The sequence below is a fragment of the Streptomyces sp. NBC_00086 genome, assembly GCF_026343255.1.
Lineage (GTDB): Bacteria > Actinomycetota > Actinomycetes > Streptomycetales > Streptomycetaceae > Streptomyces.
Window position 1 is genome coordinate 5,229,240 of the sequence record NZ_JAPELZ010000001.1, and the last position, 19,905, is coordinate 5,249,144.

The following is a 19,905-nucleotide window of genomic DNA, read 5'->3' on the forward strand; positions in this document are numbered from 1 at the left end:
ATGGGACAAGTGAGTGTTGCTCCCATTGAGATCGAACGCACCGAATCGGCCGAAGAGACCTTCGCGGTCCCCGAACCCGACGTCCCGTGGGTGACCCTGGTGCACAACGACCCGGTCAACCTCATGAGCTACGTGACGTACGTGTTCCAGGCGTACTTCGGCTACTCCAAGGACAAGGCGAACAAGCTGATGATGGACGTCCACCACAAGGGTCGGGCGGTCGTCTCCAGCGGCAGCCGCGAGGAGATGGAACGGGACGTGCAGGCCATGCACGGCTACGGCCTCTGGGCGACCATGTCCCAGGACCGCAACTGATGGGCGGCGTGTTCGAGCCCCTGAAGGCCGGCGGGGCCGCCATCGCACTGGACGAGATCGAGATCTCGATCCTGCGCTCCCTGGCCGTGCAGCTGCTGGAGCTCATCGGTCCCGGCGACCCGGAGCCCGAGCCGGACGCCGACCCGCTGGCCGCGCTCTTCGCCTCCTCCGACGGCCCGACCGAGCCCCCCTCCGACCCGGCCCTGGCCCGGCTCTTCCCCGACGCCTACGGCGGCCCGGAGACCCCGGCGAACGCCGACACCGAGGAGCTGCGGGCCCACTCGGCCGAGTTCCGCCGCTTCACCGAGAACGACCTGCGCACCCGCAAGCGGGAGGACGCGCTGGCCGTCGTACGCAGCCTGGACGGGCTCAGCCCGGCCGGCGACGGGGCGGCCGTCCTGGAGGTCGACGGGGAGGTGCGGCTGCGCTGGCTGGGCGCCCTGAACGACCTGCGGCTCACCATCGCGGCCCGCCTCGACATCACGGAGGACGACGAGAGCGCCGTGCTCTTCCGGCTCCCGGACGACGATCCGCGCAAGCCGATGGTGATGGCGTACCTCTGGCTCGGCGGTCTCCAGGAGACCCTCGTCGAGACGCTGAGCGACACCCTCTGAGCGGTGCTCCGCAGAACCCTCTGAAGATCCTCAAGCGGGTCGGCCGTTCGCTCAGCGGACGCTCAAATCCGGATAACGATCAGATCACCACGATGTGGTGATCTGATCCATTTCAGGACCTCTGTCCTGATTTTTTTATGCCCTGCGTCACATTTTCCACCCTCCTGCACCCGTAAGCACGTGATAAATCTTCACGACCGCCGAGGGGGCGCCACCCATGCCCCCCGGCCTGCTTGAACCGGCTGACCGCCGGGTGCAACTCCATCCGTATCCGGGGGGATCGAGGACCCGATCCGCTGCCAGTCATGGCGCGGGTCGGCGTGGAGAAAGGCGCACCAAGACATGACCTCCGTACAGGTCGACGAGCAGCAGCACGACACAACCGACGGCGACGGCTACCACCGCGCACTCGGCGCCCGCCAGATCCAGATGATCGCGATCGGCGGCGCCATCGGCACCGGCCTCTTCCTGGGCGCCGGCAAGGCCATCTCCAAGGCCGGCCCCAGCCTGATCCTGGCCTACGCCATCGCGGGCCTGGTCATCTTCTTCATCATGCGGGCCCTGGGCGAACTGCTCATGTACCGCCCGGTGTCCGGCTCCTTCTCGGACTACGCCCGGGAGTTCCTCGGCCCCTTCTGGGGTTACGTGACCGGCTGGACCTACTGGCTCTTCTGGGTGGTCACCGGCATCACCGAAGTCACCGCCGCGGCGCAGTACATGTCGTACTGGACCCATGACAGCTTCCCGCAATGGGCCTACGCGCTGATCTTCACGGTCATCCTCTACGGCGCCAACCTGATCTCCGTGAAGCTCTTCGGCGAGCTGGAGTTCTGGTTCTCCATGGTCAAGGTCACCGCCATCGTCGGCATGATCCTGATCTGCGCCGGCATCCTCACCATCGGCTTCTCCGACGCCGCGGACACCGCCACCGTCTCCAACCTGTGGAACGACGGCGGCTTCTTCCCCAAGGGCATCGGCGGCACGCTGATGACCCTGCAGATCGTCATGTTCGCCTTCCTCGCCGTCGAGCTGGTCGGCGTCACCGCCGGCGAGTCCAAGGACCCCGAGAAGACCCTGCCCAAGGCCATCAACACCGTGCCGTGGCGCATCGCCGTCTTCTACGTCGGCGCGCTGATCATGATCCTGTCGGTCGTCCCGTGGCACGAGTTCCAGCCCGGCGTCAGCCCCTTCGTCGCCGCCTTCGAGAAGATGGGCCTCGGCGTCGGCGCCGCCATCGTCAACTTCGTCGTCCTGACCGCGGCCCTGTCCTCCTGCAACTCGGGCATGTACTCCACCGGCCGCATGCTGCGCGACCTCGCCCTCAACGGCCAGGGCCCGAAGTTCTTCACCAAGCTCACCAAGAGCGGCACCCCGCTGATCGGCACCACCTTCTCGGCGGGCCTGATGCTCGTCGGCGTCTGGATCAACTACGTGGCCCCCGGCAAGGCCTTCGACTACGTCGTCTCCTTCGCCACCATCTCCGGCATGTGGGCCTGGATCATGATCCTGGTCTGCCAGATCCGCTACCGCGCCGCCTCCGACCGCGGCGACCTGCCCAAGTCCCCGTTCCGCGCCCCCGGCGCCCCGTTCACGAGCTACTTCGCCCTGGCCTTCATCGGCATGGTCATCGTGATGATGGGCGTCGACAAGGACGCCCGGGTCTCGCTCTACTGCGCCCCGCTGTGGGGTCTGCTGCTGGGCGTCTCCTACCTGGTGATGAAGTCCCGCGACCCGCGCGGCGCCGCCTTCACCAAGGCCTCGTAGGGGCCTTCCCGAACCGTGGGTCCCGGCCGCCTGTCACGGCCGGGAACCGCGCGGCTTTCCGGCGCGATCCCTTGCGCACAGGGGCTCGCGTCCACCATTCGGGCCCTCGCGTACCAGTCCTCGGTACGCGAGGGCCCGTCTGCTTATCCTGTCGCTCATGCTGACCATCACCCAGGCCCTCCACGACCAGATCGTCGCGCACGCCCGTCAGGACCACCCCGACGAGGCCTGCGGCGTGGTGGCCGGCCCGGCGGGCACGGACCGCCCGGAGCGGTTCGTACCGATGCTGAACGCGGCCCGTTCGCCCACGTTCTACGAGTTCGACTCGAAGGACCTGCTCAAGCTCTACCGCGACCTGGACGACCGGGACGAAGAACCCGTCATCGTCTACCACTCGCACACCGCGACCGAGGCCTACCCCTCGCGCACGGACGTCACGTACGCGAACGAGCCCGGCGCCCACTACGTGCTGGTCTCCACCGCCGACAAGGACGGCCTCGGGGACTTCCAGTTCCGGTCGTACCGGATCGTCGAAGGCGTGATCACGGAGGAAGAAGTGCAGGTCGTAGCGGCCTATTGAGGCACCGGCACAGGGCTACTTCTCAGTATGTGAGCGATATCCGTCCACGATGCGGGATCACACTCCAAACCAGGGACCGGGAATCGTTAACATGACCGCATGGTTTCCCACGACGTGAGCATCGAGACGCCCGGCAGGCTGCTGCTCGTGGCGCGGCTGCACGTCGACCTGTGCCGCCTCGCCAGCGCCATCTGTACTGCCGCCTGAGCCCCACCGGCCCCCTCGCGGGGCCGCACGCTCACGCCCGCTCCGCTTCGCCCGCCTTCCCTTCACCATCCTGACTGGAGCCCGCCATGGCCATCGAGGTCCGCATCCCCACCATCCTCCGCACCTACACCAACGGCGAGAAGGCCGTCACGGGCGCGGGTGCGACGCTCTCCGAGCTGTTCTCCGACCTGGAGACCCGCCACAAGGGCATCCAGGAGCGCATCATCGACGAGGCCAAGGGCGGCGAGCTGCGCCGCTTCGTCAACGTCTACCTCAACGACGAGGACGTCCGCTTCCTCGACGGCATCTCCACCGCGCTCAAGGACGGCGACAACGTCACCATCCTCCCGGCCGTAGCCGGCGGATCGAAGTAATGCGCTACGACTCCCCCCTGGCCGCGGTCGGCAACACGCCGCTGGTACGCCTGCCCCGGCTCTCGCCCTCGGACGACGTCCGCATCTGGGCGAAGCTGGAGGACCGCAACCCGACCGGCTCGATCAAGGACCGCCCCGCGCTCCACATGGTCGAGCAGGCCGAGAAGGACGGCCGGCTGTACCCCGGCTGCACGATCCTGGAGCCCACCTCGGGCAACACGGGCATCTCCCTCGCGATGGCCGCGAAGCTCAAGGGCTACAAGATCGTGTGCGTCATGCCGGAGAACACCTCTCAGGAACGGCGCGACCTGCTGGCCATGTGGGGAGCCGAGATCATCCCGTCGCCGGCGGCGGGCGGCTCGAACACGGCCGTCCGCGTCGCGAAGGAACTGGCGGAGCAGAACCCCTCCTGGGTGATGCTCTACCAGTACGGCAACCCCGACAACGCGGGCGCCCACTACGCCACGACCGGCCCGGAGATCCTCGCGGACCTCCCCTCGATCACCCACTTCGTGGCGGGCCTGGGCACCACCGGCACCCTCATGGGCGTGGGCCGCTACCTGCGCGAACACGTCCCCGGCGTCAAGATCGTCGCGGCGGAACCGCGCTACGACGACCTCGTCTACGGCCTGCGCAACCTCGACGAGGGCTTCGTCCCCGAGCTCTATGACGCCTCGGTCCTGACGACCCGCTTCTCGGTCGGCTCGGCGGACGCGGTCACCCGCACCCGCGAGCTCCTCCAGCAGGAGGGCATCTTCGCGGGCGTCTCCACGGGCGCGGCCCTGCACGCGGCGATCGGCGTAGGCCGCAAGGCTGTCGCGGCGGGCGAGACGGCCGACATCGTCTTCGTCGTGGCCGACGGCGGCTGGAAGTACCTCTCGACGGGCGTCTACACGGCGGCCACCACGGAAGAAGCCATCGAAGTCCTCCAGGGCCAACTCTGGGCGTAGCCCCCGACGGCGGAGGCGATCCGACTCCACCCCGGCCCCGCTGGCCCGGGTGCCGCTGCACGGCGAGGAGTCCCGGGTGCGGCGCCGTTGCCGGGGGCCAGCCCCCGGACCCCTGCTCCTCAAACGCCGGAGGGGCTGGATTCTGCCCGGTCGGGGCTGGATTGCCCGCAGGGCAATTCCAGCCCCGACGGCGTTTGAGGAGCAGGGGTCCGGGGCGGAGCCAGGGGGTCCGGGCGCAGCCCGGGCCCCTTTCCTTCAGCCCGTCCGGCGTGTGCGGACCGGGGTCAGGGCGGAGCCCTGCGCCACACCCAGCCCCGCCGGCGTTTGAGGCGCGGGTCCGGGCAGAGCCCGGGGAACGGTGGAAGGGCGGGTAGGGGACTTCGCCCCGCAAGGCCGACCCACCCGCACCCGCCCACCGGCCCCGCCCCGGGACGGCAGTGGCGGGCACGCCGACCAACCACCGCCGGACGGAGTCCGGCGCAGCGGCGCGAAGCCGGTAAGGCCCGCCAGGGCCGCACCGCGCGAGCGGCGCGTCAAGAAGGGGCCCGCTTCAGCCGGACGACCCGGGTCCTCCCAGCCCCCCGAGCCCCTTCACCTCGTCCCACACCGCCGGATCCACCTTCCCCAGCGGCCGTGCCCGCGCGAACTCCCATACCGACACCTCCACGACCCGGTCCGCCTCCAGGAACCCGCCCCGCGCCCCCACCACCCCCGGCGGCAGCGGGATCACCCCGGCGCTCCGGTCGTCGTACTTCCCGGTGATCCTCGCGATCCGCGCCCGGTGGCCCCGTACGCCCAGCACCAGGACGGGGCGTCCGTCCTCCAGGGACCACAGCTCACCGGCCTCGGGCCGCGGCAGCGGTCCCGGTCCGTGCGGCGGATCGGCGGCCCGCCGTACCCGCCGGGGGAGGAGCACCAGCAGGATCACGACCACCACCGCGGCGACCGCCGGCCACCAGGACGTGTCCATACTCCGACCGTAGTCCTGCCCGGCGCCCCCGGCATGGCGGCAGCACCCCGGCGGCCGCACCGCAACACCATGCCGAACGGCAACCCGAGTCCGCCCCGTCGCTCCCCCGGGTGACAGCTCAGGTGATTCGCCCCACAACGGCCTGCCGCGGAGGAGCGACCGGGCGTTTCGCGCCTTACGCTCGACCCACGCACGGCCCGCATTCCGTCCACGGACCGTCCACGGAGGTTCACGCTCCATGAAGCTCACCGTCGTCGGCTGTTCGGGCTCGTTCCCGTCCGCGGAATCGGCCTGTTCGAGCTACCTCGTCGAGGCCGACGGCTTCCGGCTGCTCCTCGACATGGGCAACGGCTCCCTCGGCGAGCTCCAGCGGCACATCGGGCTCTACGATCTCGACGCGATCTTCCTCAGCCACCTGCACGCCGATCACTGCATCGACATGTGCGCCTACTTCGTCGCCCGCTTCTACCGCCACGAGGGCGGCCGCTGCGGAACCATCCCCGTCTACGGCCCCGAGGGCACCGAGAAGCGCCTCTCCACCGCCTACGAGGACGTCCCCGACGAGCGTTCCATGAGCGAGGTCTTCGACTTCCGGACCCTGAAGTCCGGCACCTTCGAGATCGGCCCGTTCCAGGTCCGCACCGAGAAGGTCTGCCATCCCGTCGAGTCCTACGGGATCCGCGTCGAGCACGGCGGCCGCTCGCTCACGTACTCCGGCGACACCGGCGTCTGCCCCGAGCTGGGCCTGCTCACCGAGGACACCGACCTGTTCCTGTGCGAGGCCTCCTTCACGCACGGCAAGGAGGACATCCCGGACCTCCACCTCAACGGCCGCGAGGCCGGCGAGTTTGCCCGCGCCGGCCGCGCCGGGCGGCTCGTCCTGACGCACATCCCGCCGTGGACCGACGCCGAACGCAACCTGGCCGACGCCCGCGCGGTCTACGACGGCCCGGTGGAGCTGGCGTACACGGGCGCGGTGTACGAGGTCTAGCCGACGCTCCACGACGAAGCCCCCGCCCTCCCTTCCGGGAGAGCGGGGGCTTTCGCGTGGTGTGGGGCGGGAGACCTACTTGGCCTCGGCCTTCTCCATCTCGGCGAGCTCCTCGTCGGACTCGCGGCCCGGCGTCGGAAGGTTGAACTTGGTGATCGCGAAGCGGAAGCCGAAGTAGTAGACCGCCGCGAAGACCAGGCCGATCGGAAGGATCAGCCAGGGCGAGGTGGCCTTGTTCCAGCCGAGGCCGAGGTCGATCAGGCCGGCGGAGAAGGTGAAGCCGGCGTGGACCCCGAGTGCCCAGGTGACGGCCATGGACACGGCCGTCAGCACCGCGTGGATGGCGTACAGCACCGGCGCGATGAACATGAAGGAGAACTCGATCGGCTCGGTGACACCCGTGACGAACGAGGTGAGGGCGAGCGAGACCATCATGCCGGTGACCGCCTTGCGGCGCTCCGGACGGGCGCTGTGGGCGATGGCCAGGGCGGCGGCCGGGAGGCCGAACATCATGATCGGGAAGAAGCCGGTCATGAACATGCCCGCGTCCGGGTCACCGGCGAAGAAGCGGGTGAGGTCACCGTGGACGACCGCGCCGGTGGCGTCGGTGAAGTCACCGATCTGGAACCAGGCGACGGCGTTGACGAACTGGTGCATGCCGATCGGGATCAGCGCGCGGTTGATGAGGCCGAAGAGGCCGGCGCCGACGGAGCCGAGGCCCGTCATCCACTCGCCGAAGTTGGAGATGACCTCGCCGATCGGCTCCCAGGCCAGACCGAAGAAGACACCGACGAGGACGCCGACGAAGGCCATGATGATCGGGACCAGGCGGCGGCCGTTGAAGAAGCCGAGCCAGTCCACGAGCTTGGTGCGGTGGTAGCGCTGCCACAGGACCGCGGCGAGCAGACCCATGATGATGCCGCCGAGGACACCCGGGTTGTTGTACGTCGCGGCGACGTCCACACCCTTGTTCTCGGTGGTGTTGACGATCGCCTCGGTCACCGGGAACGCGGTGAGCACGTTCTTGTAGACGAGGAAGCCGACGAGGGCCGCGAGGGCGGTGGAGCCGTCGGCCTTCTTGGCGAAGCCGATCGCGACACCGATGCAGAAGAGCAGCGGCAGGTTGGCGAAGACGGCGTCACCGGCGGTGGCGAACACCGTGGCGACCTTGCCCCAGCCGAGGCCGTCCTTGCCGAAGACGTCGGGCTGGCCGAGGCGCAGCAGGATACCTGCGGCCGGCAGGACGGCGATCGGCAGCTGAAGGCTGCGGCCGACCTTCTGCAGACCCTGGATCAGGCCGGAGCCCCGCTTCTTGGCGGGAGCGGCGGTGGCCGTACTCATCAACTTCCTCCAGTGGACAAGACGCTGCCTGGGGACATGGAAAAGGGGGGTGGCGGCGTCTCAAGGAAAGGGGAGGACCCCGGGCCGAAAGGCCTACGTGGTCTACACCACTCAGTGGTGTAGACCAGTTGTAGCACGGTGAGGTCCGCGTAAGGAACCCACCAATTCCGTGGTGGAAGACACACCGGGACATACATGGCAAAGGCCTCCGGACCCTGTGGGTCCGGAGGCCTTCGTCTCGTATGTGGCTGTTCTGACCAGGGCTTATGGCATCGCCCCGGGGGGCTTTCGGTGGCCCCCGAGAGGACGTTCGAGAGTCCCCGGGAGGGGCCCTCAGCGGGTCCGGGCGGGACCTTCGCCGGGGTTCAGGGGTGCTCCGGACCCCTTCCGGACCGCGCCGCGCAAGGGCCGGAAGTCCCTGCGGGGCTCACGCCTTGGTGTTCTCCGCCTGCATCACCGCGATCTCCTCGTCCGACTCCCGGCCGGGCGTCTTGATGTCCCACTTGGTGATCGCGAAGCGGAAGATGCCGTAGTAGACGACCGCGAAGCAGAGGCCGATCGGAATGATCAGCCAGGGCTTCGTCGCCAGGCTCCAGTTGATGCCGTAGTCGATCAGGCCGGCCGAGAAGCTGAAGCCGTCCTTGACCCCGAACGCCCAGGTCACCGCCATCGACACACCCGTGAGCACGGCGTGCACCGCGTACAGCATCGGCGCCAGGAAGAGGAACGAGTACTCCAGCGGCTCCGTGATGCCGGTGACGAAGGAGGTCAGGCCCACCGACAGCATCAGACCGCCGACCTCCTTGCGCCGGGCAGGCTTCGCGCAGTGTGTGATCGCCAGCGCCGCCGCCGGGAGGGCGAACATCATGATCGGGAAGAAGCCCGTGAGGAACTGGCCGGCGTTCGGGTCTCCCGCCAGGAACATCGGGATGTCACCGTGGACCGTCTGCCCGTCCGGCTTGGTGTAGCTGCCGAACTGGAACCACACCGGCACGTTCAGGAACTGGTGCAGGCCGATCACCAGCAGCGCGCGGTTCGCGACGCCGAAGATGCCGGCGCCCAACGACCCCAGGCTGATCAGCCAGTCCGAGAAGCTCTCCAGCGCGTCGCCGATCGGCGGCCAGATCAACAGACAGAGGACGGCGAAGGCGATCGCCACGAAGGTCATGATGATCGGGACCAGGCGGCGGCCGTTGAAGAAGCCGAGCCAGTCCACCAGCTTGACGCGGTGGAAGCGCTGCCAGAACCAGGCGGCCAGCAGGCCCATGACGATGCCGCCGAACACCCCCGGGTTCTGGAAGGTGTACTCGGCGAAGGTCTGGTCGGGCCCCAGGCAGCCACCGCCGATGTCCTTCGTCCCCGTCGGGCAGTCCTTGGGGAAGACGCGCAGCACGCTGCGGTAGACGAGGAAGCCGACCACCGCCGCGAGCGCGGTCGAACCGTCCGCCTTCTTGGCCATGCCGATCGCGACGCCGATGCAGAAGAGCAGGGGCAGGCCGAGGTCGGCGTTGAGCAGGGCGCCGCCCGCGGCGGCCATGACCTTGGCGACGGTCGTCCAGCCCAGGCCGTCCTTGCCGAGGAAGTCGTCCTGGCCGAACCGATTCAGGATGCCGGCCGCCGGCAGTACGGCGATCGGCAGCTGAAGGCTCCGGCCCATCTTCTGCAGCCCTTGGAACAAGCCGTTCCACCACTTCGGCTGTGGCACTGCTGCGGCGCTGCTCGCGCTCATCCGCGTCCTCCCTGACCGGCCCGTTTTTGGCAGTCGCGACACTTGCGGCACACTGGTGTAGACCACTCGTGTTGCGATCGCATTTCACCCGCCTCAGGGCAGGTTGGTGCTGATCGTCATCATTCGGCAGATACCGGGCATGTGCCCGCGTAGCTGGGCCAATCGTGGGCTACCGTGACGAAGCGGACCGCCTTGGTTGGTCGGTCGGTCGGGCGGCAGGCGTACCCACAGGCGCCGGACGCCGGATGTCAGTCGGACTCGTTCTTCGTAGAACTCAGGGAGAAACACATGGCCACCAAGGCTGAGAAGATCGTCGCCGGGCTCGGCGGCATCGAGAACATCGAAGAGGTCGAGGGCTGCATCACCCGCCTGCGCACCGAGGTCATCGACCCGAGCAAGGTCGACGAGGCCGCACTGAAGGCCGCCGGCGCCCACGGCGTCGTCAAGATGGGCACCGCGATCCAGGTCGTCATCGGCACCGACGCCGACCCGATCGCCGCCGACATCGAAGACATGATGTGAGCTGAGCCCACCGGCTCCCGCGCGCGCCCCGCGCGCACCCGTACGTACGACAGGACCCCGACCGGACGCACCCGGACGGGGTCTTCTCGTTCCCGTGCACCGGCTAGGCTCGGTGCCATGTCTCGCATCGACGGCCGTACGCCCGAACAGCTCCGCCCGGTCACCATCGAGCGCGGATGGAGCAAGCACGCAGAGGGCTCCGTCCTCGTCTCCTTCGGAGACACCAAGGTCTTCTGCACCGCCTCCTTCAGCGAAGGCGTCCCGCGCTGGCGCAAGGGCAGCGGCGAAGGCTGGGTCACCTCCGAGTACTCGATGCTGCCCCGCGCCACGAACACCCGCGGCGACCGCGAATCCGTACGCGGCAAGATCGGCGGCCGCACCCACGAGATCTCCCGCCTGATCGGCCGCTCGCTGCGCGCCGTCATCGACTACAAGGCCCTCGGCGAGAACACCATCGTCCTGGACTGCGACGTCCTCCAGGCCGACGGCGGCACCCGCACCGCGGCCATCACCGGCGCCTACGTGGCCCTGGCCGACGCCATCTCCTGGGGCCAGGGCAAGAAGCTCATCAAGGCCGGCCGCAAGCCCCTGACCGGCACCGTCGCGGCCGTCAGCGTCGGCATCGTCGACGGCGTCCCGCTCCTCGACCTCTGCTACGAGGAAGACGTGCGCGCCGAGACGGACATGAACGTGGTCTGCACCGGCGACGGCCGCTTCGTCGAGGTCCAGGGCACGGCCGAGGGCGAGCCCTTCGACCGCAAGGAACTCAACGCCCTCCTCGATCTGGCCGCCGGCGGCTGCGCCGACCTGGAAGCCCTCCAGCTCGGCGCCCTGGAGCTCACGCTCTAGGACTACTGGCAACCGCGCGGCCCGTCCGTGCGTCTCTCGGGGTACGGGTGCACGGCGTCGAAGCCGTGCGCCCGTCCACGTACCTGCATGTTGTGCATCCGCACCATCCTCCTGGGGGCCGAAGTGAAGTCGAAGCACCGCCTGGCAGCCATCGCTCTGACGGCAGCGCTCGCCATACCCGCGATCACCTCCTGCGACGCGATCTCGACCGCGATGGACTGCGCGAGCACGGCGGTCGCCATCACGGACGGCGCCAACGACCTCCAGCAGGCCGTCTCGCAGGCCGGCAACAGCCCGCAGGACGCCCAGAACGCGCTCAACGCGATCGAGGCCAACCTGAAGAAGGTCGGCGACCAGACGGACAACGCCGACCTGAGCAAGGCCATTTCCTCGATGAACACGGCCGTCCAGAACGTCCGCACCTCCATCGAGAGCGGCACCACGACCCCCGACGTCACGCCGGTCGCGGACGCGGCGAAGGAAATCTCGAAGGTCTGCACCCCGGGCTGAGCCCGCGTCCCGGAGGCCGGCGGGCGGCCCGGATAATGGCCGTATGACCTCCACGCAGCCCAGCCGCCTGATCCTCGCCACGCGCAACGCGGGCAAGGTCACGGAGCTCCACGCCATCCTGTCCGCCGCCGGCCTGCCGCACGAGCTGGTCGGCGCGGACGCGTACCCGGAGATCCCGGACGTCAAGGAAACCGGCGTCACCTTCGCCGAGAACGCCCTCCTCAAGGCCCACGCCCTGGCCCAGGCCACCGGCCTGCCGGCCGTCGCGGACGACTCGGGCCTCTGCGTGGACGTCCTGAACGGCGCCCCGGGCATCTTCTCGGCCCGCTGGGCCGGCTCCCACGGCGACGATGCCGCCAACCTGGCGCTCCTCCTGGCCCAACTCGGCGACATCGACGACGCCCACCGCGGCGCCCACTTCTTCTGCGCGGCCGCCCTCGCCCTCCCCGACGGCACGGAGCGCGTGGTCGAAGGCCGCCTCCTGGGCACCCTGCGCCACACCCCGTCGGGCACGGGCGGCTTCGGCTACGACCCGATCCTCCAGCCCCTGGGCGAGTCCCGCACCTGCGCGGAACTCACCCCGTCGGAAAAGAACGCCATCTCCCACCGAGGCCAGGCCTTCCGCGCCCTGGTCCCGGTGGTCAGGGAACTGCTGGGCTGACGCCGCCCGGACAACGCCGAAGGCCCCTACGCGGCTGCGTAGGGGCCTTCGTGTAGGTGCGGTCGGAGGGACTCGAACCCTCAAGGGATTTCTCCCACAACTACCTAAAAGTTGCGTGTAGGCCAATTCCACCACGACCGCGACTAACCGGTCAATTCGGGCATCAGGCTTGGCCGGCTGCGGCTAGTGTACGACTGCCTGGCTCCGGCGGGCGACAGCATTGCGGCCACGGCCCCCGCGGCACCAGGTGTCGGTCAGCGCATGGCAGTTGGGGCACAGGTAGCGGAGGTTTTCGCGCCGGTTGTCGCGCCAGTCCCCGTTGATGTGGTCGATGTGGAGCGTGATCGGCTGCCCTAGCCATTCGCCAGGGTTCCCGCAGTTCGCGCAGGTGCACGGAACTCCGACCTCCTGGAGTGCGCGGTGGAGGCGGGGTCGGTTGAGCCGGGCGGACCCCTCTGGGAGGACGTTGAGGGTGTCGGGTGCGACGGCTCTCGGTGTCACCACTATGCCGGACGCCCAGGGGCGCCGCTTGAAGTGATCGACGTCGAGCCCGAGTTGGGCGACGCGTCGGCGTACCCTGCGGTGATTGACGTCGTTGACTTCGAGACCGAGGGTGCGCATGAGGTCCGCGTAGCTGTCCGCCTTCGGCGTGGCGGAGCGCAGGAGTTCCTCGGGAATGGTCAGCCGGGAGTTGCGGAAATGTGTGGTGTCGATGCCGTAGGCCCGGAGCATTCTCCCGAGAACGGATCGGGACCGGCTGTCGTCGGCGATGCCCAGTGCGCGAGCCGTCCCGCGGGTGCTGTCAGCGACGGCAGCCGCTTCGGCGATCTCTGTGGAGGTGAACGGCAGCTCGATCACCTCACGCCTCATGCCTACGAAGTGGCTCGTGTCGATGCCCGCTGCCGTCATGCGTCGGACGATGTGCGACAGGGCGCCGGTGGCAGGGCGTATGCCGAGCTTGAGGGCCACCTCGCGCAGTGTGCTGGATGACGCGGCGGCCGCTGCTATCGCCTCGTCCGGGTACTTGCGCCACGGGCTGCGCTTCGTGAAGTGGCTGCTATCGATCCCGAAGAGGGCGACTCTCTCTTGGAGCATGCGGCGCTGCCCGCCGCTCTCCTTGAGGTGGAGTCGCCGCATCAGGTCGGCCCAGCCCTTCGAGTCGGCGACGGCGGCGGTCAGTGTGTCTCGGTCGTACGGGTCGGCCATGGTCCCCTCCGGTTCGGCCGCGCGTTCGCAGCCTCGTACGGAGCAACGGACCGATAGTCGGACAGTTACGGCTGGATTCGTCCGACAAGCAGCGCGGCCCGCACCGTTTGTGGGGTGCGGGCCGTTCCGGAAGCAGGGGGCGTGTCAGATGCCCAGGTCCTTGATGATCTTGGCTACGTGGCCCGTGGCCTTGACGTTGTAGAGGGCGCGTTCGACCTTGCCCTCCTCGTCGACGATCACCGTGGAGCGGATGACCCCGGTGACGGTCTTGCCGTACAGCTTCTTCTCGCCGTACGCGCCGTACGCCGTCAGGGTCTCCTTCTCCGGGTCGCTGACCAGGGTGACCTTCAGGTGCTCCTGCTCGCGGAACTTCGCCAGCTTCTCCGGCTTGTCCGGGGAGACGCCGATGACGTCGTAGCCGGCCGTGGCCAGGACGGCCAGGTTGTCCGTGAAGTCGCAGGCCTGCTTGGTGCAGCCCGGCGTCAGGGCGGTCGGGTAGAAGTACACGATGACTTTGCGGCCCTTGTGGTCGGCGAGCGAGATCTCGTTGCCGTCCGCGTCGGGCAGGGTGAAGGCGGGGGCGATGTCGCCCGGCTCAAGTCGCTCGCTCATTCTCAACAGTCTCCTCAAGAGGGGATCGGTACGGTGTCGAGACTAAGCTGCTGACAGACTGTTCATGGTGGGCTACACCCGCCGAGGGACCGACCACGACGACGGAGGCAGCGCGGTGCCGGAAGCCAGGACCCCCGCACAGATCGAGGCGGACATCGTCCGCCGCCGCGAGCAGCTCGCCGAGGCGCTCGACGAGATCGGGGTGCGCATGCACCCCAAGACGATCGTCGGGGACGCCAAGGCGAAGATGGTCAGCAACGTCGACCACGTCGTCGGCCGTGCGGTGGCGACCGTGAACCGCCTCGTCACCGACGCCCGCGACGGACTGCGCCACGACGACGGCGCCCCGCGCGTCGAGCGGATCGTGCCGGTCGCGCTGCTCGCGGCCGGTGTCGTCGGCCTGCTGGTGATGTCGGCGCGACGAAAGCGCTGATGACCCTGGGGGGTGCGGGGCGGGTGTGGACGGGTAGGTTCGGGGCGTGAGCGAGAACACCACCACCCACGACAAGCTGCCCATCCGCATGCTGCACGACCGCGTGCTCGTGAAATCCGATTCGCCGGAGGGTGAGCGCCGCTCGGGCGGCGGCATCCTGATTCCGGCGACGGCCGCGGTGGGCAAGCGGCTGGCCTGGGCCGAGGTGGTCGCGGTCGGGCAGAACGTACGGACCGTCGAGCCGGGGGACCGGGTGCTGTACGACCCCGAGGAGCGGGCCGAGGTGGAGGTGCGCGGGGCGACGTACCTGCTGATGCGGGAGCGGGACCTGCACGCCGTGGCCGCCGAGCGGCTGGAGGGGTCGGAAGACTCCACGGGGCTCTATCTCTAGCCCCCAGAGATGTGGGAAAGGGCCGGTGACCCTCGTCACCGGCCCTTTTCGTTCGGTTTTGCTACGGTGGTGGGGAACCCCCGACGAGACGCGCCGTACCGGGTCGCCCTTGGCCAGTGGCCAGTGGCTGCATGACAAGACGACGCACCCCGTTCCGCTCTCGTTCCGGAGGTGCCTGTCATGGCCTGGGTTCTGCTTCTTCTCGCCGGTCTGCTCGAAGTCGGCTGGTCGATCGGTATGAAGTTCACCGAGGGGTTCACGCGGCTGTGGCCGAGCGTGTTCACCGGTGCCGGCATCGTGGCGAGCATGGTGCTGCTGTCGTACGCCGCCAAGACCCTGCCGATCGGTACGGCGTACGGCGTCTGGGTCGGCATCGGTGCGGCCGGGGCGGCGGTGCTCGGTATGGCGGTGCTGGGTGAGCCCGTCACCGCCGCCCGGATCTTCTTCATCTGTCTGCTGCTGGTCGCCGTGGTGGGGCTGAAGGCGACCTCCGGTCACTGAGGGGTGACCGGGGAGCTACTCCAGTAGGTCCGCCGGTGGGCGCAGGCCCTCGGTGGCGCCGCCTTGGGTGCCCGTCGTGGCGCCGCCGTCGGTCTCGCCTCCGGTGGTTTCGCCTCCGGTGGTCTGGCCGCCCGTGGTTTGCCCCCCGGTGGTCTGGCCCCCGGTGGTTTGGCCGCCCGTGGTCTGGCCCCCGTTCGTCTGACCCCCGTTCGTCTGGCCTCCCGTGTTCTGTCCGCCCGTCGTCTGGCCCCCGTTCGTCTGCCCGCCCGTCGACGGGGTCCGGGTCGGGCGGCCCGGCCGGCCGGTGGGGCGGTCGCCCGGGGTTTCCTCCTGGGAGGGGGTCGGGTCCGTGTTCACGGGCGGGGGCACAGGGGGCTGGTTCGCGCCCGGCATGAGTTCCAGGTCGAACTCCACGGGGTCGCTGTCCGCCAGGGCCGTCCTCGTGTACTGGGCCCAGATCCGGGCCGGGTAGCCGCCGCCCCCGATGCGGGCCTCGCCCAGGGCTCCGTAGAGGGATTCCAGGGAGCCGGTGTCCGGGTCCTGGCCCATCATCGACACGACGGTGACCAGGTTCGGGGTGTACGCCGCGAACCAGGCCGAGCGGTCCAGTTCGGCGGTGCCCGTCTTGCCGGCGGCCGGGTGGCCGGCGGCGAGCGCGGCGGTGCCGGTGCCGTTGTCCACGACGCTGACCAGCATGGACGTGGTGGTGTCGGCGGCTTCGCGGCTGACCGCCTGGGCGGGGTCGCGTGCCGGGAGCGCGATGGTGTCGCCCCCCTTGGTGATCTTCTCGACGAAGGTGTGCGGGGTGCGGCGGCCGTGGGCGGCGAGGGTCGCGTAGGCCTGGGTCATGTCCAGGACGCTGGCCTGCATGGTGCCCAGCGCCATGGCCGGTCCCGGGTCGAAGTTCGGGGTGTTCTCGGGGATGCCGAGGGCGATGGCGGTCTGCTTGACCTTGTCGGTGCCGACGTCGACGACCATCTGGGCGAAGACGGTGTTGACGGAGAGGTCGGTGGCGGTGTTGACGGTGATGTTCCCGTAGCTGACCTGCCCCTCGTTCTCCGGCGCGTAGGGGATGCGGGTGCCGACGACGCGCCGCTTGTTGTCGCCGTTGTAGATCGTGTACGGGGTGATCGTGCGGCCGTCCTGGGTGTGCGAGTCGTTCTGCACGGCGGAGGCGAAGACGAACGGCTTGAAGGTGGAGGCCACTTGGTAGTCGTGCCGGGTGGCGTTGTTGACGAACTGCTTGGTGTAGTCGATGCCGCCGTACATGGCGACGACCTTGCCGGTGCCCGGGTCGATGGAGACGGCTCCGGTGCGCACGACGCGGTCGGCCTTGCGCTGACCGGGGTCGAGCTTGCTGACCATCTTGTCGTTGACGGCGTCGACCATGGCGGTCTGGCGGGTCTTGTCGATGGTCGTGGTGATGCGGTAGCCGCCCTCGGCGAGGGTCTTGTCGTCGAGGATCTTGTTCGCGGCGATGTACTCCTTGATGGCCTCGACGAGGTAACCGCGCTGTCCGGAGAGGCCGGCGGCCGGGCGGACCTTGCCGGGCTCGGGGAACTGGGCGGCGGCGCGTTCGGCGGGGGTCATCCAGCCCTTCTTGACCATGCCGTCGAGCACGTAGTTCCAGCGGGCGAGGGCGCGGCCGCGGCTCTGGGGGTGGGCGACGACGTCGAAGGCACTGGGGGAGTTGAGGAGGGTGGCGAGGTAGGCGCCCTCGGTGGTGGTGAGCTTGCCGACGTCCTTGCCGTAGTAGGCCTGGGAGGCGGCCTGGATGCCGTAGGCGTTGCGGCCGAAGTAGCTGGTGTTCAGGTACCCCTCGAGGATGTAGTTCTTCGACTTCTCACGACCGAGCTTGATCGCGATGAAGAACTCCTTCACCTTCCGCTTGATCGTCTGTTCCTGGCCCAGGTAGTAGTTCTTGACGTACTGCTGGGTGATGGTCGATCCGGACTGGGTGCCCTTGCCGGTCGCGGTGTTCCAGGCGGCGCGCAGCATCGCGGCGGGGTCCACCGCCCGTTCGGAGTGGAAGTCGCGGTCCTCGGCGGCGAGTACGGCTTCCTGGACGGTGAGGGGGATCTGGGAGAGCGGCACGTTGACGCGGTTGACCTCGCCGTCCCGGGCGAGCTGGGTGCCGTCGGTGTAGAGGTAGACGTTGGACTGTGCCGTGGCTGCCGCGTTGGCGGGCGGGATGTGGACCAGCAGGTAGCCGGCCACGAGGGCGCCGCAGATGAGCAGGGCGAAGAGCAGGAACGCGCCCAGGAGCATGCGCCAGGTGGGGAGGAGGCGGCGCCAGCCGGTGCGCTTGCGCTTGGCCTTCCTGGCCGCTCTGGCTTGCTGTTTGTGTGCCTTCTTCGTGTCCTTGGCCGTGGGTGGTGGTCCGGGTTGCGGGGCCGCTCCGGCGCCGGTGGCCTGCTGCCCGTCGGGGGTGTCGGGGTCGCGAGGCGTCCATCCGGGCGGTGGTGACGGGTCGCTCATCTCCGGGACTCCTCGGCGCCGTACGAAATATCCACATCTGTACCTCATGCTGTCTACCCGATGGCCGCCGGTTCCGCTCCGGACGGGCGTAATTCGTTCGCGTGGATCGCCCCTCCGCACTAAGCTCGCGCGCTTTGGCCGACGTAGGAACGACGCAGCATCGATCCGGGAAACGGAGGGGATGAGGTGCGCCAGCCGATGGCCGGGCGAGCCGGGCTCTACGGGGCGGTCGCGGCCGGGGGCTTTCGCCGGTACGCCACGTACGGGACGGCCACCGCGGCGGGGGTGTTCACCAACACCGTGTTCGGTTTCATCCTGGCCTACACGTACATCGCCCTCTGGGACGAGCGGCCCGGTCTCGGCGGCTACGACCAGTCCGAGGCCCTGACGTTCATGTGGGTCAGTCAGGCGCTCCTCGCCGCGGGGGCGCTGATCGGCGGCGGCTTCCAGGAGGAGTTCCAAGAGCGCGTCCGTACGGGTGACATCGCCGTCGACCTGTACCGTCCGGCCGATCTCCAGGCGTGGTGGCTCGCGGGTGATCTGGGGCGGGCGGGGTTTCAACTCCTGGGCCGTGGCGTAGTGCCGCTGGTGATCGGCGGGCTCGCCTTCCAACTGGCGCTGCCCACCGCTCCGCTGCGCTGGCTGCTCTTTCTGGTGTCCGTGTTCCTCGGGCTGGTGGTGAGCTTCGCCCTGCGCTACCTGCTGGGGCTGGCGGCCTTCTGGCTGATGGACGGGGCCGGGATCAACATGATGGCCACGGTCGTCTCCATCTTCTTCTCCGGGATGCTGCTGCCGCTGACCGTGTTTCCGGGCGGCTTCGGGGAGTTCGTGCGCGTCCTGCCGTGGGCGGCGATGCTGCAGGTGCCGGTGGACGTGCTGCTCGGCGGGGGCGGCGGGGCCGGGCGTACGGCCGGGGCGCTGGGTTTCCAGGCCGCGTGGGCGGTGGTGCTGCTCGGGCTGGGCCGGCTGGTGCAGGCGGCGGCGACGCGGAAGGTGGTGGTCCAGGGTGGCTGAGCGCGTGGTGGAGGGCGGGTCCGGGGTGGCTTCACCGGCCGGACGGGCGGTGGATCCCGGGCTCCTGGTCCCGCGGCGCAGCCGGGTCCTGGAGGGGCTGCGCGGCTACGGGCTGATCGCCGCGATGTGGATCCGGTCGACGATGACGTACCGCACGTCCTTCTTCCTCTCGACCTTCGGCAACGCGGCCATCACGCTGCTGGACTTCGTCGCGATCATGATCATGTTCTCGCACGTCGACGAGCTGGGCGGCTTCTCACTGCCCGAGATCGCCCTGCTGTACGGGTCCTGCTCGGCCTCGCTGGGCCTGGCCGACCTGCTGCTCGGCAACACCGACCGGATCGGCTCCCGGATCCGTGACGGCTCCCTGGACACCATGCTGGTCCGCCCGGTCCCGGTGCTCGCCCAGGTCGCGGCGGACCGCTTCGCGCTGCGCCGACTGGGGCGGATCGCGCAGGGGATCGCGGTGCTGGGGTGGGCCGTATCCGAGCTGGACCAGCTGCACTGGACGGTCGGGAAGGTGCTGATGGTGCCCGTGATGATCACGGCCGGGGCGGCGATCTTCGGCGCGGTGATGGTGGCCGGGGCGGCCTTCCAGTTCCTCGCCGGGGACGCCGCGGAGGTGCAGAACAGCTTCACCTACGGCGGCTGCACCATGCTCCAGTACCCGCCGACCGTCTTCGCGAAGGACCTGCTGCGCGGGGTGACCTTCATCGTGCCGCTCGCCTTCGTCAACTGGCTGCCCGCGCTGTACGTGCTGGGCCGGCCCGATCCGCTGGGGCTGCCGGGGTGGGTGGCGTACGCGAGCCCGCTGGTGGCCTTCGTGGTGTTCCTTCCCGCGTCGCTGGCCTGGCGCGCGGGGGTCCGTTCGTACCGCAGTACGGGGAGCTAGT

The 19,905-nt window shown here is 69.2% G+C and carries 23 protein-coding genes and 1 tRNA gene; 17 read left to right on the top strand and 7 right to left on the bottom strand.

Going from position 1 to position 19,905, the window contains the following annotated elements; genetic code table 11:
* The 7 genes from clpS (at position 1) to OG276_RS23490 (ending at position 4,804) form a co-directional block, all read left to right on the top strand.
* Positions 1 to 315: an ATP-dependent Clp protease adapter ClpS gene (gene clpS, locus OG276_RS23465; protein WP_243337276.1), complete on the top strand. Its 315-nt coding sequence runs from the start codon at positions 1 to 3 to the stop codon at positions 313 to 315.
* A complete protein-coding gene (locus OG276_RS23470; protein ID WP_266908437.1) occupies positions 315 to 929 on the top strand; it encodes a DUF2017 domain-containing protein in 615 nt (204 codons plus the stop codon). The genes clpS and OG276_RS23470 overlap by 1 nt, the downstream gene beginning before the upstream one ends.
* A 342-nt stretch (positions 930 to 1,271) precedes the next feature.
* Positions 1,272 to 2,693, top strand: coding sequence for an amino acid permease (locus OG276_RS23475; RefSeq protein ID WP_266908439.1), 1,422 nt, complete (start codon positions 1,272 to 1,274; stop codon positions 2,691 to 2,693).
* Positions 2,694 to 2,850: 157 nt separating this feature from the next.
* Complete coding sequence (locus OG276_RS23480) at positions 2,851 to 3,273, top strand: M67 family metallopeptidase (RefSeq protein ID WP_266908441.1); 423 nt, start codon at positions 2,851 to 2,853, stop codon at positions 3,271 to 3,273.
* A gap of 99 nt (positions 3,274 to 3,372) precedes the next feature.
* Positions 3,373 to 3,480 carry a putative leader peptide gene (locus tag OG276_RS40840; protein WP_323182362.1) on the top strand — a complete coding sequence of 36 codons (108 nt, stop codon included), beginning with the start codon at positions 3,373 to 3,375 and terminating at the stop codon, positions 3,478 to 3,480.
* 86 nt (positions 3,481 to 3,566) lie between these two features.
* Positions 3,567 to 3,854, top strand: coding sequence for a MoaD/ThiS family protein (locus OG276_RS23485; protein WP_254383264.1), 288 nt, complete (start codon positions 3,567 to 3,569; stop codon positions 3,852 to 3,854).
* The gene (locus tag OG276_RS23490) at positions 3,854 to 4,804 is read left to right on the top strand and encodes a PLP-dependent cysteine synthase family protein (protein ID WP_266908443.1); all 951 of its coding nucleotides are present in this window, start codon (positions 3,854 to 3,856) and stop codon (positions 4,802 to 4,804) included. The genes OG276_RS23485 and OG276_RS23490 overlap by 1 nt, the downstream gene beginning before the upstream one ends.
* 550 nt (positions 4,805 to 5,354) lie before the next feature.
* Here OG276_RS23490 and OG276_RS23495 read toward each other — a convergent pair.
* The gene (locus OG276_RS23495) at positions 5,355 to 5,774 is read right to left on the bottom strand and encodes a hypothetical protein (protein WP_266908445.1); all 420 of its coding nucleotides are present in this window, start codon (positions 5,772 to 5,774) and stop codon (positions 5,355 to 5,357) included.
* A gap of 238 nt (positions 5,775 to 6,012) precedes the next feature.
* On the opposite strand from OG276_RS23495, the gene OG276_RS23500 reads away from it, so the two are divergent.
* Complete coding sequence (locus OG276_RS23500; protein WP_266908447.1) at positions 6,013 to 6,765, top strand: MBL fold metallo-hydrolase; 753 nt, start codon at positions 6,013 to 6,015, stop codon at positions 6,763 to 6,765.
* A gap of 75 nt (positions 6,766 to 6,840) precedes the next feature.
* Here the strand turns inward: OG276_RS23500 and OG276_RS23505 are convergent, their stop codons facing one another.
* The gene (locus OG276_RS23505; protein WP_266908449.1) at positions 6,841 to 8,106 is read right to left on the bottom strand and encodes a PTS transporter subunit EIIC; all 1,266 of its coding nucleotides are present in this window, start codon (positions 8,104 to 8,106) and stop codon (positions 6,841 to 6,843) included.
* 427 nt (positions 8,107 to 8,533) lie between these two features.
* Entirely contained in the window at positions 8,534 to 9,835 is a 1,302-nt protein-coding gene (locus tag OG276_RS23510; protein ID WP_266908451.1) for a PTS transporter subunit EIIC, read from the bottom strand.
* A 174-nt stretch (positions 9,836 to 10,009) separates the two neighbouring features.
* Between OG276_RS23510 and OG276_RS23515 the strand changes: the two genes are divergently transcribed.
* The 4 genes from OG276_RS23515 to rdgB all read left to right on the top strand — a co-directional run bounded on the left by OG276_RS23515 (position 10,010) and on the right by rdgB (position 12,377).
* On the top strand, positions 10,010 to 10,357 hold the full coding sequence (locus OG276_RS23515) for a PTS glucose/sucrose transporter subunit IIB (RefSeq protein ID WP_323182363.1): 348 nt from the start codon (positions 10,010 to 10,012) through the stop codon (positions 10,355 to 10,357).
* Positions 10,358 to 10,474: 117 nt separating this feature from the next.
* Positions 10,475 to 11,206 (top strand): ribonuclease PH, encoded by a 732-nt coding sequence (gene rph, locus OG276_RS23520; RefSeq protein WP_250741140.1) that lies wholly within the window; start codon positions 10,475 to 10,477, stop codon positions 11,204 to 11,206.
* 123 nt (positions 11,207 to 11,329) lie between these two features.
* Entirely contained in the window at positions 11,330 to 11,716 is a 387-nt protein-coding gene (locus OG276_RS23525; protein WP_266908455.1) for a hypothetical protein, read from the top strand.
* A gap of 43 nt (positions 11,717 to 11,759) precedes the next feature.
* A complete protein-coding gene (rdgB, locus tag OG276_RS23530; protein WP_266908457.1) occupies positions 11,760 to 12,377 on the top strand; it encodes an RdgB/HAM1 family non-canonical purine NTP pyrophosphatase in 618 nt (205 codons plus the stop codon).
* Between the two features lie 57 nt (positions 12,378 to 12,434).
* Here rdgB and OG276_RS23535 read toward each other — a convergent pair.
* The 3 genes from OG276_RS23535 to bcp form a co-directional block, all read right to left on the bottom strand.
* A tRNA-Leu gene (locus OG276_RS23535) sits at positions 12,435 to 12,518 on the bottom strand.
* Between the two features lie 42 nt (positions 12,519 to 12,560).
* Positions 12,561 to 13,583 (bottom strand): HNH endonuclease, encoded by a 1,023-nt coding sequence (locus tag OG276_RS23540; protein ID WP_266908459.1) that lies wholly within the window; start codon positions 13,581 to 13,583, stop codon positions 12,561 to 12,563.
* 144 nt (positions 13,584 to 13,727) lie between these two features.
* Positions 13,728 to 14,195, bottom strand: a complete 468-nt coding sequence (gene bcp / locus OG276_RS23545; protein WP_243337246.1) for a thioredoxin-dependent thiol peroxidase — start codon at positions 14,193 to 14,195, stop codon at positions 13,728 to 13,730.
* 64 nt (positions 14,196 to 14,259) lie between these two features.
* Here bcp and OG276_RS23550 point away from each other — a divergent pair, with 64 nt between their 5' ends.
* The 3 genes from OG276_RS23550 to OG276_RS23560 all read left to right on the top strand — a co-directional run bounded on the left by OG276_RS23550 (position 14,260) and on the right by OG276_RS23560 (position 15,520).
* Complete coding sequence (locus OG276_RS23550) at positions 14,260 to 14,628, top strand: DUF3618 domain-containing protein (RefSeq protein WP_266908462.1); 369 nt, start codon at positions 14,260 to 14,262, stop codon at positions 14,626 to 14,628.
* A gap of 46 nt (positions 14,629 to 14,674) precedes the next feature.
* Positions 14,675 to 15,019 (top strand): co-chaperone GroES, encoded by a 345-nt coding sequence (locus OG276_RS23555; RefSeq protein WP_243337241.1) that lies wholly within the window; start codon positions 14,675 to 14,677, stop codon positions 15,017 to 15,019.
* A 180-nt stretch (positions 15,020 to 15,199) separates the two neighbouring features.
* The gene (locus tag OG276_RS23560) at positions 15,200 to 15,520 is read left to right on the top strand and encodes a multidrug efflux SMR transporter (RefSeq protein WP_030026576.1); all 321 of its coding nucleotides are present in this window, start codon (positions 15,200 to 15,202) and stop codon (positions 15,518 to 15,520) included.
* A gap of 15 nt (positions 15,521 to 15,535) precedes the next feature.
* On the opposite strand, the gene OG276_RS23565 is transcribed toward OG276_RS23560, so the two are convergent.
* Positions 15,536 to 17,998, bottom strand: coding sequence for a transglycosylase domain-containing protein (locus OG276_RS23565; protein ID WP_266908464.1), 2,463 nt, complete (start codon positions 17,996 to 17,998; stop codon positions 15,536 to 15,538).
* Between the two features lie 198 nt (positions 17,999 to 18,196).
* On the opposite strand from OG276_RS23565, the gene OG276_RS23570 reads away from it, so the two are divergent.
* Together OG276_RS23570 and OG276_RS23575 are read left to right on the top strand one after the other, a co-directional pair.
* Entirely contained in the window at positions 18,197 to 19,012 is an 816-nt protein-coding gene (locus OG276_RS23570) for an ABC-2 family transporter protein (RefSeq protein ID WP_266908466.1), read from the top strand.
* 25 nt (positions 19,013 to 19,037) lie between these two features.
* Positions 19,038 to 19,904: an ABC transporter permease gene (locus tag OG276_RS23575; RefSeq protein WP_266913056.1), complete on the top strand. Its 867-nt coding sequence runs from the start codon at positions 19,038 to 19,040 to the stop codon at positions 19,902 to 19,904.
* The last annotated feature ends 1 nt before the right edge of the window (position 19,905 follow it).